Annotated in this window: 13 protein-coding genes and 1 other RNA gene; 2 read left to right on the forward strand and 12 right to left on the reverse strand. The window is 39.9% G+C overall.

The genetic code is table 11. The features are described 5' to 3' along the window. Positions 1-17 precede the first annotated feature (17 nt). From LY624_RS11150 to LY624_RS11185, 8 genes are all read right to left on the reverse strand, one after another. Positions 18-308 carry a helix-hairpin-helix domain-containing protein gene (locus LY624_RS11150; RefSeq protein ID WP_237127047.1) on the reverse strand — a complete coding sequence of 97 codons (291 nt, stop codon included), beginning with the start codon at positions 306-308 and terminating at the stop codon, positions 18-20. 99 nt (positions 309-407) lie between these two features. Then, the gene (locus LY624_RS11155; protein ID WP_237127048.1) at positions 408-1,391 is read right to left on the reverse strand and encodes a hypothetical protein; all 984 of its coding nucleotides are present in this window, start codon (positions 1,389-1,391) and stop codon (positions 408-410) included. A 32-nt stretch (positions 1,392-1,423) separates the two neighbouring features. Then, a complete protein-coding gene (locus LY624_RS11160) occupies positions 1,424-2,299 on the reverse strand; it encodes a DUF5677 domain-containing protein (RefSeq protein WP_237127049.1) in 876 nt (291 codons plus the stop codon). Between the two features lie 372 nt (positions 2,300-2,671). Continuing rightward, positions 2,672-3,673 carry a TniB family NTP-binding protein gene (locus tag LY624_RS11165; RefSeq protein ID WP_237127050.1) on the reverse strand — a complete coding sequence of 334 codons (1,002 nt, stop codon included), beginning with the start codon at positions 3,671-3,673 and terminating at the stop codon, positions 2,672-2,674. Between the two features lie 2 nt (positions 3,674-3,675). After that, complete coding sequence (locus LY624_RS11170) at positions 3,676-5,496, reverse strand: Mu transposase C-terminal domain-containing protein (RefSeq protein WP_237127051.1); 1,821 nt, start codon at positions 5,494-5,496, stop codon at positions 3,676-3,678. Next, positions 5,489-6,118, reverse strand: a complete 630-nt coding sequence (locus LY624_RS11175) for a Tn7 transposase TnsA N-terminal domain-containing protein (RefSeq protein WP_237127052.1) — start codon at positions 6,116-6,118, stop codon at positions 5,489-5,491. The genes LY624_RS11170 and LY624_RS11175 overlap by 8 nt, the downstream gene beginning before the upstream one ends. A 131-nt stretch (positions 6,119-6,249) precedes the next feature. Beyond that, an RNA gene (gene ffs, locus LY624_RS11180) (signal recognition particle sRNA small type) lies at positions 6,250-6,346 on the reverse strand. A gap of 136 nt (positions 6,347-6,482) precedes the next feature. Next, positions 6,483-7,349, reverse strand: a complete 867-nt coding sequence (locus LY624_RS11185) for a DUF3014 domain-containing protein (protein WP_341803006.1) — start codon at positions 7,347-7,349, stop codon at positions 6,483-6,485. A gap of 132 nt (positions 7,350-7,481) precedes the next feature. Between LY624_RS11185 and LY624_RS11190 the strand changes: the two genes are divergently transcribed. Further along, entirely contained in the window at positions 7,482-8,627 is a 1,146-nt protein-coding gene (locus LY624_RS11190; protein WP_130150626.1) for a patatin-like phospholipase family protein, read from the forward strand. Here LY624_RS11190 and LY624_RS11195 read toward each other — a convergent pair whose 3' ends face one another. Continuing rightward, a complete protein-coding gene (locus LY624_RS11195; protein WP_341803007.1) occupies positions 8,628-10,601 on the reverse strand; it encodes a monovalent cation:proton antiporter-2 (CPA2) family protein in 1,974 nt (657 codons plus the stop codon). A gap of 138 nt (positions 10,602-10,739) precedes the next feature. On the opposite strand from LY624_RS11195, the gene LY624_RS11200 reads away from it, so the two are divergent. Further along, positions 10,740-11,636, forward strand: coding sequence for a GGDEF domain-containing protein (locus LY624_RS11200; RefSeq protein ID WP_237118236.1), 897 nt, complete (start codon positions 10,740-10,742; stop codon positions 11,634-11,636). Positions 11,637-11,662: 26 nt separating this feature from the next. On the opposite strand, the gene LY624_RS11205 is transcribed toward LY624_RS11200, so the two are convergent. The 3 genes from LY624_RS11205 to accA form a co-directional block, all read right to left on the reverse strand. Further along, positions 11,663-12,007: a hypothetical protein gene (locus tag LY624_RS11205; RefSeq protein ID WP_130150623.1), complete on the reverse strand. Its 345-nt coding sequence runs from the start codon at positions 12,005-12,007 to the stop codon at positions 11,663-11,665. Further along, entirely contained in the window at positions 12,004-13,311 is a 1,308-nt protein-coding gene (gene tilS / locus LY624_RS11210) for a tRNA lysidine(34) synthetase TilS (RefSeq protein ID WP_341803008.1), read from the reverse strand. Before tilS ends, LY624_RS11205 begins: the two co-directional genes overlap by 4 nt. A 90-nt stretch (positions 13,312-13,401) precedes the next feature. Continuing rightward, positions 13,402-14,358, reverse strand: a complete 957-nt coding sequence (accA, locus tag LY624_RS11215; protein WP_054553102.1) for an acetyl-CoA carboxylase carboxyl transferase subunit alpha — start codon at positions 14,356-14,358, stop codon at positions 13,402-13,404. Positions 14,359-14,365 lie beyond the last annotated feature (7 nt).

Genomic DNA, 14,365 nt, shown 5'->3' on the forward strand with positions numbered 1-14,365 from the left:
TGTTAGGCATGCAGACTTCACTTTCGGTCGAGAGTATTTTTACGCTCCGATGTATACGCCCACCAAGGCTTAGCCTCCTCGCCGCTCATGAAACGAGTAATTGATATAAACACATCAATTACACAAGGGTCATGCTTGTGCCCTGTCGTACTGCAGAGTTTTTCGTACATTTGGTATGGGTCACGACCCACAAGATCTTCTGGATTCACAATGCCAAGTAATTGCAAGTCAGAAGCACCGGCCTTGCCAATATTAGGGAGGTCAGTCAACTTTGTGGTTTTGCTGCGATCAACTTTTGCTGGATTCATAGCTTGCCTAACGCCTCAATAATAGGCGTAAAAATGCTTGGCTAAAATTAGCGAAGAATGAGCGCAAGCCAAGCGTTTTGTGTCCTATTGAGTAACTTGTTAGCATTCAATTCGCAAGTTTTTCATAATTACGTCAGCAGAATTGAAGTAATATTCACAATCCTTGCTAACCATTTTTGTAGCATAAGAAGCTTTAGGTTGCTTGCGCTTATCAAATTCGAAGTTGAAACTTAAAGAATTATAATACTGAGAGTCCATATAAACTTCTGCTGGAAGGTGTTCTTTTGAACGAATATTAGCGCGAGCAGTATGTTCTATATCCATTAACTGAGCAAATGGAATACCTAAGCTATTAAGAGATATATGATTTTTTGACTCTGAAATATGAAGCAAATTGTCATCATAGTAAGAGTTTTGCCCTTGTGTAATTACTGAATAGGTTGGTAAGCCTAGGCACTCTTGGTAAATAGTAGATATTTGTGCGGATAGTTTAATAAAGAGCTCTGGGGCATAACTGTATGAGACTTCATTATCATGAGCACCTACTGACCAATTACTTTTTAAAAGTAAACTATCTGCAAAAGAAATAAATGAAATTGATGGGTAATCGCTAGCTAGTGCATCAATACGATCTCTCAGAGATTTGAGCATTTCAGTTGTAAGTTTATCTTCATCCAAATACTGCTTTACGCCAATGGCGTCAACCATAGCAAATACAGAAAAAGAACGAGCATAAAGGCTATTTAACCAGTCTCCGTTGACAAAGACGATTGGTTTTTCGTCATATTCCCAACACCCGACGCAGAATACAAAGTTTTCTTTAGTTAAGATAATAGAGATTTCGTGAAAACGATCGGAAACATTCGCATACCAAGATAACTCAACTGAATTAGCTAGAACCTTTCTTGCCGCTACAAAACTCACGTACCCAACAGGTACATATTCATTGTTTTGTGGATCATCCAAATAGTTAGTCATCATTTGTTCATATTCAGTAAGGAATTTTTCGTCCATAAGATAAATATCTCGGTCTAATGGAATTTCTTCAAATGAATATTGATTAAATTTTTCGTGCTCAAACAATGCTTGATACCTCAGTGAATGTTAACGCCCTTTTAGCCATGATCATTGCCATATAATTTATCAAAATGAACATAGAGTATAGAGTTGATGTTCTCTACCCATTGGAGAATGTCCATTAAATACTTATCTGTAATACCTATATGGTTTAACCACAATTTATATGGGCGGTTGCAGAATATTAAAGTTGTTGTTAAAAAACGTATATCAGGTGGATGGTAAAATGGAAACGGATCAAACGTATTATCATCATTTCTGTATAAGCACCAATCGAGACTATCGTTCCAAGATGCATGAATAGACTCTGACATCATGCCGAAAGTTGATGTGTATAATTTCTCGTCTTCTACTTGTTTAAAAATTTCGAAGAAATTTTTCCCTTGGAGTTTCCAGCCATTCTTTTTCTGCTCTTTGAAAGAATTCTCATCAAAGTTTTCTAATTCAAGCTTTTCTTCAACCGATTTAAGTAGCCTTTTACCTGCTTTTGTTTCAAAAAACACATCTCCGCTTTTCAATTCGCGTAGAATACGTAAACGACCTTTGTAAGAAATCTTTCTATAGTCTTCAATAACTTTAGAGTCTGATTTTATTAAATAACTAGCAGTAATAGCTGACTCAACCAAAGGACGCTCTAGGATGCTTATTATTTCTGCATTATCTTTTTCATAGTAAGCGACTATTTCTTTAAGTAACTTCCAAACTTTAATTAATAAGCCAATAATTGGTGCGTCATCTAGCGAGTATCCTGATGGATTTAATTCAACATTTCTTACTCTTGTTATACAGTCATATATTTCAGCCACATCTTTGTAAAATACAGCAGCAAAAATATTGAGTTTATCTAATGAGTAAATGTGCTCCTGAATATAATCATCCGTGTATTTTTCAATGATATTTTCTAATTCGTCCAATTTGGCTCAATCCTTGACAGTTACGGAGAATGCTAACATGTTTATAGCGAGCGAATCGCGCGTTTTTCTACCACGCTGTCGCTCACTTTTCTGAATGACATATCTTTAACAAACTCGTTAACTTATTACCAGTATTATTAAAAATTACAATCGCTCGTTTTTATCTAAGAACAAAAATGCGCGATTTGGTCGTTTTCCTGACTATGCGAGCAACTTGATTACGTATGTATACAAATACAGGGGTTATTTAAAAGATAAATGTCCGGTTTTCGCTCTTTTGAGTCACTCGCCTAAACACGTTTTGGGGCAGAAACGAGCTAGGGTCGAACAGCCGCTTTCTCATTGACATTTAATATCAAAACTAGAATCCACTCACTTCCTCAACAACTGACTAATAGGCATCCCCTCAGTAAACTTGGTTGCTATAAACGGATCTTCATCTTGGGCGCTGTCAGGTTTATAGAGTGAATAGCGCTCAACTTCACTGGCTGTAATTTCTGCAACGGGCAAAGTAAATAGGTTTGGTACATCAGGAAAGAGTACTTCAAATGCTTTGACCAAATGCTTGGTTGTGAGAGTTTTCGCGTTATCCATTAATGCATAAAGTACCGCATCATCTAAAAAGTATTTTAACGTTCTAAAACAGCCTTTTGAAAGTGAGAACAAAGCAAACACTGTTGCTTGCTCACTTAAATTTGGCTTTTCGGTGAATGGCATACGTTTGGCTAGGCCAATTATTAACTGTACAAAATGCTTTGGGTTTTCTGATAATTTAAAATAAGGCAGCTGCCTCCTTACTAATAAACGCGATGACCACTGGGGTTCGTCTGCTATTTTTTCTACCCACGGCATACCTACCAAGACAATTGATACACCCGCTTCGTCGTTAATGTATTTTAAACGATTAGCAATCTCACGGCGCTTTATACCTTGGTTGTGCTCAATTAGCTCTTGAAACTCATCAATAATTATAAGCTCTGTACCACACGTTTTTAGGCATTTTATTAATGATGTCGTTAAACGCGTACCGTTTACTCGCAGTTTACGCTCAGTGCTGCCTACTTGCCCTAAGTCTTTGAGAAGCTCGGCTAAAGTAGATTCTAGTGTCGGATTGCTAGGTATGCGACTGACTAATACAGGGTGATTCATCACTCCATTAATAAATTGCGGTAAATGACGTTCTTTATATTGTTTTATTAGTGCTGTTTTACCTGTGCCTGTATCGCCATTTAAAAGCATGCAGGGCTTTTCACCCACTAATCCATTACCTAGTCTTAATCTGTCGAAGTCGTTAAATACAGTGGTTATTATTGGGTATTCAATAAATACATCGCGAAATTCATTAAGCTTTTCTTTTTGTTTGTCGGTCAGCATAATTAAAATCCATCAAGGTCTGAGATAAAGTCATCCCAGCTGTCAGTTGCTTGCTCTGTAGGTGTAATCTTTTTGGGTTCTACTGGCTCGCTCTGAGCAATTGATTTCTGCGATTCACTATTTACATTTTGATGCTTAGCTAACGCTTTACCCCCTTTTACTTTTGAGTGTTTTGGTCCAGCCTTTAACTCTGCAATTTCTTCTTGTATTTTATTATGAATAAACATACGGGCTTTTGCTAAGCCAACATTATCAATAGAGCTCGAAATAAAGTCGCGATGAATACGTATATTTATTTTATGTTGATGCAAACTCAGGCCTTGAGTATAGCCTTGATCTTTACATGGCACTTTGATGTAGTGTTCTAATTTATCAAGGTAAACGTATATATAAGAGATATCATCAGGGTTTAATTTAATTAAAACTTCTTGAGATACCTTGTGGCTAAATTGCTTTCTATAGTTGGCAAGTTCAGTACTGTCGTAGTCTAAATTCTCTAACTGTATTCCACCTTTACTTAGTTTGCGTTGATATGAAAAACTTAGTACAACATCTAAGTGCTGAATATCATTATTACTAAGCACTGTTGGTGGTAACGTTTTAAAGCCTTGCTCCCACAACTGACTCGGTACGTAATTAAAGCGGCTGTCAGCATCTTGATGGTAAACGTCTACTACCCATTTATGAAATAACTTCATAAAGGTTGTAAAACGCATGATTGCATCTTTTTTAGGGTTGTATTCATGTTTTTGTAAAATATTAGAAAAAGTTTTACCTGGAATCGGATCTAATAACTCAGTGTTAATAGTGCCAAACATACGTTCTACAAAAGGTTTAAGCCAAGGTTTTTTTGTTGGATTGTATTGAATGTTTACTCCAATTTCGCAAACGGCAAGCTCAAGATTGTTACCCCAAAACTCTCTTCCATTATCAGTAACGAGTGTTTCAATTTTACCAGCACACTTCCATTCATTTACCGTATCAGGGTATAATTTTGCCACTTCACTTTTAGGTTTCATGGCATTCATCATAGCTCGCCTTACTGCTTCATAGCTGGGTTCGCTGAAACTAAAGTAGTAGCCAACAATACAATGACTATACACATCTACTAACATAGTGAGTGTTGGTCGGCCAAGTGGGATATGTAGCTCATCATCTAATAAAATAAGATCGAGCGGTGTATGATCAATCTCAACTTTTTCGAGTACTCTGGTAGGCCGTCTGTGCCCTTCTACTTTATTAAAAGCAATATCAGCAAGGCGCTTACCATAACGAGCAACCATCACATCGTACTGCGGTAAGTTATCTATTCTATTTTTAAAAGCTTTGTATGTTAAAGGCTTTAAATCACAGCCAACAACACTGTCGTTTTCAATAATAACTAAGTCCTTATAGAACTTGTAAGCCGAAGCCACTGATGGTTTTTCTTTTACTAAGTAACGCTCAAGTGCTTTTTCAAAAAACTTATCGGTGGCTGTATTGCGTTCCCTGTTACCTTTTTTTTGATGGTTTGGTATTAGCGACATAATATTTTTATCCGCATTAATGTAAGCGCTATACCAACGTGCTGCAGTTCTCCAACTGGGCTTTTTTTCTCCCTCAACTTCAGGCATTTCTTTCAATAAAGTCTCAAGATTTTTTTGTGTCCAACCACCTTGAATATTAGTCTCAAGCCATTGAATATATTTATACTTAGCAAAAGTAGCTATTTTTATTTTTTCAGGAAAAGCTTGTAGATCTTTAGCGTATTTTGGAGGTAGTTTGATCTCTACTTTTGGCAATGGCTGGTTAAATTCATCATCAAACAGCCCATCATTAAACATTGTTAGACCAAATTGCTGTTTCTATTGAAATTTCATTTGTAGTTATGTCAGCAAATAACTGACCTAAAGATAATAAGCGTAGCACTGTAGCAAGCAGCTCACCGGCAGTTACTTTTAACAAGCTGACTAACTGACCCACCTTAACAGACTCGTATTGCTGAACAAGTTCTAACACCGATACTTGCAACTCTGTTAAGGACTGAAAACCAGAATAACGATGCAAAAGTTTTAAGTTATTGAGTGTTGGGTATACACGGATTTGCTTATCAGTAACCAGTATTAAATCGCGCCCACACTGCTTAGCGACAGCTTGTTTTTCAAAAAAACGTGCACGAAAGTCTTCGTCTGCAATTTTGCTTTGCGGTTTTACTTCTATAAATTTTTGCGTGCCGTCTGTGTGGGTAAGTAAGAAGTCAGGCGTGTATGGGCAAATACGGTTATTAAACTCATATTCGTAGCCTAGTGGTTGTGCTTCAAATGCGGCTATTGATGGTGAAAATTCAAAATGGAAACACGCATCAAATTCTAAAGAGGATTGAACTAAACAGGTCGATTTATTTTTTTGACTAGCAAATTTATGATTATGATTAATCGGAGAGTTTTTGATTTTTTTTTCGTACATGCGAGTCAACCACCTAACCGTTTGGTTAAATAATAGACTATGCCATCATATACTTCCAATTTATGCCATCTTTTAGTACAAATATGTCAATTTATACTTCAAACGACACCCAAGAAGAATTTGGGTGGCAGTCTTACCAGCCACATCTCGGCACACACGTCACACGCTGTGGCTGCTCCCTTCCGGGCCTGACCAGGTTCACCTGCTAGTGTTGCGAGAGGACCAATAAGACTACCATTGAGGGCCTTGTTTGGCGCGGGAGGGATTATCTCTAGTTTTAACCTGTTATTCAAGGGGTATTCGAAAAAGAAAGTGCGATTGCATACTTGCTGTACAATCGCACTGTATTTAATGGTTTAAAAGCTTACTTTTCTAGTTCAGCTTTTATGTTACGTAATGCCGCTTTCACTTTTTTCATATTTTCAGGGCCCATACGCAAAAGCTGCTTTTGCGCTTGTGGAAGGTTTTCCCACTCTGAATAAGCATATTGATAAGTCACTGAGTTGCGCACTAATGGCATGTCACCTTTTGGTTCTGGCGTATCAAGTAGAACGTCAATCGCTTCTTCAAGAGTTTGATTAAAGGCATCGCCTTCGTAGCCAATCTCAGCATATGCTTCGTTTATCAGTGGTTTATATTCATCATAAATGCGAATAGCCTGCGCAGCACTTAAACTAGTAAATAGTTTTACATAAGGGGTGTAGCGCTCATAACTGTTCGGATCAATCGTTAAAATATCACCTTCAATAACTTTAAATGACTCTTTTGGACGTTCAACAGGTGCATGGCTAGCTGCTACTTTGCCTTTTGCAATGTTATCTACATACACTACACCGCGACGAATAAGGTCATCGGTCACCATTAAACTCATAACCTGATCGCTCAGTACTTCGTCCATGCGAGCAACAACCACCTCATCGCTTTCGTTTAATGTAGGTAATGGTTCTACCTCTGGCACTGGCTCTTCTTCACGTGCTACAGGCTGCTCAACAACAACGGGCTCTGGTTCTGCAACTGGTTCGGGTTCAGGCTCTGGTTCGGGCTCTTGAAACTCCGCCATAGGTACTTCTTCAGTTACAATATCCTCTACGGTTTGCGTCGGCTTATCGTCTGGTTGGAGTAAAATATACGCTGCAACACAGGCAACAATAATTAAAATAACAACACCAAATATAAGGTTGTTATTAACTGGACGCTTTTGTACTTCGGTCTCTGACGAATGCTCTGACATACAGACTCCTTTAAAAAACAGACATAAAACTCGACAAAATAACGTGAGCAATTAGGTAAACTTTGCTTCTTCTAGCTTAAAGACTTACAGTTGATAAATAAAGTAAAGACGCACAACAATTTAAATGCAACTATGAGCAGTAAGTTAAAAAAAACACAGCACTCTAAAATCGCCTTATTATTAACAGGTGGTGGCGCGCGTGCCGCTTATCAAGTCGGCGTGTTGAAAGCAATAACACAAAGTATGCCTCGCACTGCCCCATTACCTTTTACTATTATTAATGGGACATCAGCGGGGGCAATTAATTCCGCCGCACTTGCATGCTATGCGTCGTGCGCCCATTTGGCGAGTAAAAAGCTGGAATGGGTCTGGAAAAACTTTTCCACCTCTCAAGTGTACAAAAGTGATTTTTTAAGCGTGTTTTTACATCTAACACGTAATATTTTAACGAGTTTCCAGTCTGAACACATTAATCATCCACCAGCAAGCTTGCTAAATAATAAACCGCTGAGAAAACTTCTTAACGAAATTTTAGACTTATCACGCATAGAACGTAACTTACATAAAAACTACCTTGATGCTGTGTCTATTACTGCGTCAAGTTACACAACCGGTGATTCTGTCGCTTTTTTTCAATCACTTACGCAAAAACCATGGCAACGGGCGAAACGTGAAGGTCAAGCAACGCGTATTAATGTAGAACATTTAATGGCATCAAGTGCTATTCCTATGGTGTTTCCAAGTGTTAATGTACATAACCATTATTTTGGCGATGGTTCTATACATCAGTTGTCACCACTGAGCCCTTCTGTGCATTTAGGCGCTGAAAAAATCTTTATTATTGGTGTTGATGAACCCAAAGAAATGCACCCACCTGGGTATCAACCCCATTACCCTGGGCTTTCAAATATTGCAGGTCACCTGCTTGATAGTGTTTTTACCGACACGCTGCAATCTGATTTAGAACGATTAGAACGCATAAACAGAACACTTGGTTTGTTACCTGCGCGTGACAAACATCAAGAACTTAAACAGATTGATACCTGTATCATTAATCCCTCACAAAATTTTAATATGATTGCAGCACAATTTTATGACGATATGCCAATCGCGATTAAAGTGCTACTGCGTATGATAGGTGTAAAAAAACGCTCACAATCGAGTTTAACCAGTTACTTACTGTTCGAAAAACGCTATACCCAAAAGCTGATTGAAATAGGTTACCAAGACGGGCTCAATAAACTGCCCGAAATTCGTAAATTCTTAGAGCTTGACTAATTACTCTGTTCCATCGAGTAAATAATGTTCTATACGCTCTACTCGACGCGGTTTACCTTGTAAAACAAGAATATCGCCAGCCATTAATACTGTTTGCGATGATGGGGCTTCTATTTCCCTGTCTTGTCGGCGCAGTGCTCTAACCGATACTCGGCGCTGTTCGAGCTTTAGCTCACTGATTTTTTGATTCACAGCAAACGCATATTCAGGCAGTGCAATAACGTGTAAATATTCTAATCGATCAGAACTGGTTTCTTCGCTATCAAGCTTATCCCCAGTAAAAAAGCCATTTAAAAATTGATAGCGATTACGGCGCTCTTTACTCACTCTGCGAATAATTCGTGTCATGGGTACACCAGACATATAAAGCACATGCGAAACTAGCATTAAACTCGCTTCTAGGGTCTCTGGCACAACTTCTGTAACGCCTAACTCTTTGAGTGTTTCCAGCTCAGAATCATCTCGCATGCGGACTAAAATTTTAACTTTGGGCGCTATTTGTTTTATTGCATCAACAACGACTTGCGTTTGTTCAAAGTCTGCAAATGTAATAATAACAAGCCGTGCTCGCTCGACCCCTGCGGATTTTAAAATATCTTTTTGTTTTACATGACCAAAAATAATCGGTTCACCCGCAGCTTTTGCTTCTTGCAATAAAATAGGGTTACTTTCAATAGCCACGTACTCAATGGCCTCAGGCTTAAGAAAACGAGCAACAGTTTGCCCTACACGCGAAAAACCACAAATCACCACATGATTATGATAAAGAGGGCTACTTGTAGCAGGCTGTTGCCAGTACTGACCTGCATGGGAAAGTAAACCAAAGCGCTTTAAAAGTACGGGGGTTTTCTCTATCAAATAAGGAGTGAGTGCCATTGATAAGACGCCCACGGCAATAAGAAATGATGCTTGCTCTGTGCTGATCAGCAAATGCTGCGATGCCAGTGCGATTAATACAAAACCAAACTCCCCCATTTGCCAGAGCATAATACCAGCAGCCACGGCATCTTGTTTACGCTCACCAATCACTTGCGCTGAAATTGCTAATACGGCAATTTTAAAAAAGAGCAGCCCAACTAATACGGCTAAGATCCAATACCAACTATTTAGCACATATAACACATCAAGCTGCATGCCGACCGTAACAAAAAATAGCCCCATTAAAATATCGCGAAACGGTCTAATATCAGCTTCTAATTGATGACGATACTGGCTCTCGCCTAGCATCATCCCTGCTAAAAATGCACCCAGTGCCATAGAAAGGCCAAATAAATACGTAAGGCCTGCTGCAAATAGTGCGACCAACAAGGTTGTTAAAACAAATAACTCATCGGTACGAACCAATGCTATCTCACTGAATACCTTAGGTAAAATCCATTTCCCAATTGCCCATAATAAAGCGCATACAAATGCCCCTTTGGTTAATGCGAAAGCCAGTGCGCCGGCAATGGCATCTGAGCCACTTTGCGCTAAAAGCGGGTAAACAATTAACAACGGAACAACTGCAATATCTTGAAACAGTAATACACCCACAGCCAGCTGACCACGCCGTTGATTCAGCTCGCCAGACTCCTTTAACAGCTTAACCACAACGGCTGTAGAAGATAGCGCCATTAGAGTTGCAATCGTAAAGCTGTTTAACAGGCTATGCTCAAGCACTAGCAAAATAATGATAAAGACAAGGCTAGTGACTACAACTTGCAATGATCCCAGCCCAAATACAATATTGCGCATTGCCATCAAGCGGGGAATCGAAAACTCAAGCCCAAGGCTAAAGAGCAAAAACACAATACCGAGTTCTGCTACAAAATGCATTTCATGGCTTTGCGCCATCCAGCCAATGCCGTGGCTTCCCGCCAACACACCGGTTGCCAAGTAGGCAAGAATAGGAGGTAAACCAATTCGTTTGAAGAACCAAACAAATACAACGGCAGCGACAAGCAAGCCAAACACTTGAATCAGTACATTTTGCAAGCAATAAACTCCTTTCGACTTGATGACCAGCTATACCTTTCTTTAAATATAGCAACCATTTGTTTCTCAGCCAGTTTAAAAAAGTGGCACAAATCTCGCTTACTCACAGTATCTAAACACTCCGGGGGGAGAATTATCGTGGAAAATGTCCATATTTTGACGCAGCGAGTGTCTGCACGTGGCGAATTCATGCCATTTTCGGCAGAGTATTACCGAAATAATGAACTAAGCAATGCGCATGGCCTTGTAGCGAAATTACAGACAACTCTATCAATTGAGGAAATTCTTACAATTTTTGCTGACCATGCTAAACAATTAATAAACTTGTCGGGTTTGCAATTTCAGTCTTCCCTTGGTGTTTGCCAAAGTGCAGAAAGCGATACCAGCCAGACGCCTTATTCATTTGATTTAGATATCGAAAATGAGCGCCTTGGTCAGCTAATATACTTTAGTAAGTTTCCTATGGGACAAGCTATAAAAAGCAAATTGCAACAACTGCACAGCGCACTTATTTACCCATTACGTAATGCGGTTATGTATAACCGTGTATTACGACTTGCAACTAAAGATGCCTTAACCGGTCTCAATAATCGCAGCCAATTTAATGACAGCTTGGCACAAAGGCTTGAGCGTTGTCGCAGGCAACACCGCCCATTTAGCTTGATGTTGCTGGATTTAGATAACTTCAAACAAGTTAACGATAATTTTGGTCACAAGATTGGCGATGATGTACTGCAAGAGTTTTCTAAAGTACTAAATAAAAGCGTACGCGGCACCGATTCAATCTTTCGTTTTGGTGGTGATGAATTTGCTTTGCTTATCGATGACCCAGAATTTACAACCAACAAAGTGATTGCCGATCGCATTATGCACTTAGTTGCTCAGTCTGATTTAATGGCGCAATACAAGGTTACATCTAGCATAGGTTTTACACTTGCTAACAACCAAGACTGCGAAAACGAAGTATTTGCCCGTGCTGACAAAGGTCTTTACAAGGCTAAAGCAGCAGGCAGAAATTGCGCCAGAGCCTACTAATCAAATAGAAAGCCTAACATCCCCCGTTAGGCTTTCTTAACCATCAGCTTATAGCCCAGTAATACCAACCAAAAGCCAGAGAAAAAACCACTCAATAAATAAAGTAATGCAGCCATCGTGGTAAGCGGCGATATCACTACTAACGCCAATGGCGTAAGCACGCCTAAAATAAAGAAAATACCGCCTTTACCTGACCAATAAGCCAATAGCAATAACGAGCACACGACTCCGCCAGCCAACGCATAAAAGAGCGTATTTAAAGTCAACTGTGTGAAAACAACACTCGCAATTACTGCAACTAACACCGACAACACAAATCCAAGCGGTGCCTTCTTAACTAGTGATAAACCAGCATGTGGTTGTTCACTCATACATCTATCTCCCAAAAAATTCCATCATCAGCACTGTGCTGAGCACTAACAAAATAGCCAACCACCTGAACTAGCTCATCGTTATAGTAAATAAGCGGCACTTGCACACGTAACCAAGGAGCTACTTTGGCATCTTTAAACCAATGCTTTAAGGTATTTGAACCTGGCTTGTTAACTGGCTTAATTCGAGCCTGTGGATTATTGAACATAACCTTCACTTGCTCATTTTCTAAAGGCATACGAACACCTTTGCCTCTATGCGGCGCAAGCATTCTGCCATCAGACAACTGCACGGGCTGTAAGTCAATCATCATTGCATCAGGAGCAGCTTGCTCAACAACAAAATACCAATGCTGTTGATGACGGCGCACATCACCGCTTTGCAAACTAATTTTCAATTGCGCATCAGCCTGCGCTGTTAAGCCTTGTTCAATAATTTGCCGCAGCTGATTTTCAGAAGGCAATTGGTGAGTAAATTGATTAAGCCACGCACGCACAAGGTTGGCTTGGCGAACTTCACTAAACTTTGCAACGGACCCACAACTTAAGCCCCCGTGCTGATTTTGACACTGTGCAAGGTCACTTTGCGTATATTCATCAAGTAGCGATTGCTGTTTCTGTAACAGTCGAATACTGCGCGCTGCACTTTTTTCAAACCCTTGAAAACGCTCCGTTAAAATCGGCATAACCTGATGACGTAAAAAATTACGGTCAAAACGCTCATCGCTATTTGAATCATCTGTGATATGAGTAATGGCAAATTCATCAGCAAACTGTTCAATTTGCTCACGAGTAATATTAATGAGTGGCCTAAAACATACGCGTCCTGACGCGAGTAGTCGCTGCTGTTGCATCGATGCCAAGCCTTGCAAGCCTGAGCCACGTTTGAGTCGCAACAAGAAGGTTTCAAGCTGATCATTTAAATGCTGACCAAGCAGTAACACATTGCCTGCTGAACAGTTTTCATCGAGTGCTTGGTATCTTGCCTCTCGGGCTTGTGCTTCAAGTGAGGTGCGTGCACGCTCAACAATTTCAACGCTCACCGCTTTAAATGCTACATCAAGTTTTTCACATAACGATTGACAAAACCTTTGCCACTCACCAGCATGTTGACTCAAACCATGATTGACATACACCGCTTCGATTTCAAGTTCAGGATACTGCATTCGCACAGTAGTCATTAAATGTAATAACACAACCGAATCAACACCACCGGATAAAGCCACACTAAAGCACCTGTGCTGAGTATTCAGTAAAGGCTGTAATTGAGCTAAAAAATGGTGATATAAATCTGATGTTTGCATTAAAAACCAATCAATATACAAGCATAATAGTTACAGGCATTATAAAACAAAAAAAGCCGCAAAAGCGGCTTTTCCGTTTATAAGCTGTGTTTAGCAATAACCAAACGACATTAAACGTTTGTAACGCTGATCAAGCATTTCATCTAGTGAAAGGCCTTGTAAGTCAGCAAGGTCACGCTTAAGTTGGTTTTTAAGGTTACGTGCCATCGCATCGTAATTACGATGTGCGCCACCTAGTGGCTCATCAATGACGTTGTTAATTAAATCAAGCTCTTTAACACGTGCAGCAGTTACACCCATCGCCTCTGCAGCTAATGGTGCTTTATCTGCGCTTTTCCATAATATTGATGCACAACCTTCCGGTGAAATTACAGAGTAAGTACTGTATTGCAGCATGTTTACACGGTCACCCACACCAATTGCTAATGCGCCACCTGAACCACCTTCACCGATTACGGTACAGATGGTTGGTACTTTTAACGCCGCCATTACTTTTAGGTTACGTGCAATCGCTTCACTTTGACCACGCTCTTCAGCACCAACTCCTGGGTATGCACCTGGGGTGTCGATAAAGGTCATGATTGGCATTTTGAAACGCTCAGCCATTTCCATTAAGCGCAATGCTTTACGGTAACCTTCAGGCTTTGGCATACCAAAGTTGCGTTTGATTTTTTCAGCCGTGTCACGCCCTTTTTGCTGGCCAATAACCATAACTGGTTGACCTTCAAAGCGTGCAACACCACCTAAAATAGCAGGGTCGTTAGCAAAAGTACGGTCGCCTGCTAGTTCGTCAAATTCCGTGAAAATGCGCTCGATGTAATCACGAGTATAAGGACGCAACGGATGACGGGCTAACTGAGAAACCTGCCAAGCACCTAATTCAGAGAAGATTTTCTCTTTCATTTCAGCGCTTTTCTCTTTTAATCGACTGACTTCCTCTTCTAATCCAAGGTCTAATTCGCCAGCGCGGCTTACATTTTGTAATTCTTCAATTTTTGCTTCTAATTCTGCGATTGGAAGCTCAAAATCAAGATAATTGAGGCTCATGCTCTAA

This window comes from Pseudoalteromonas sp. N1230-9 (assembly GCF_032716425.1).
In the GTDB taxonomy this organism is placed as follows: Bacteria; Pseudomonadota; Gammaproteobacteria; order Enterobacterales; family Alteromonadaceae; genus Pseudoalteromonas.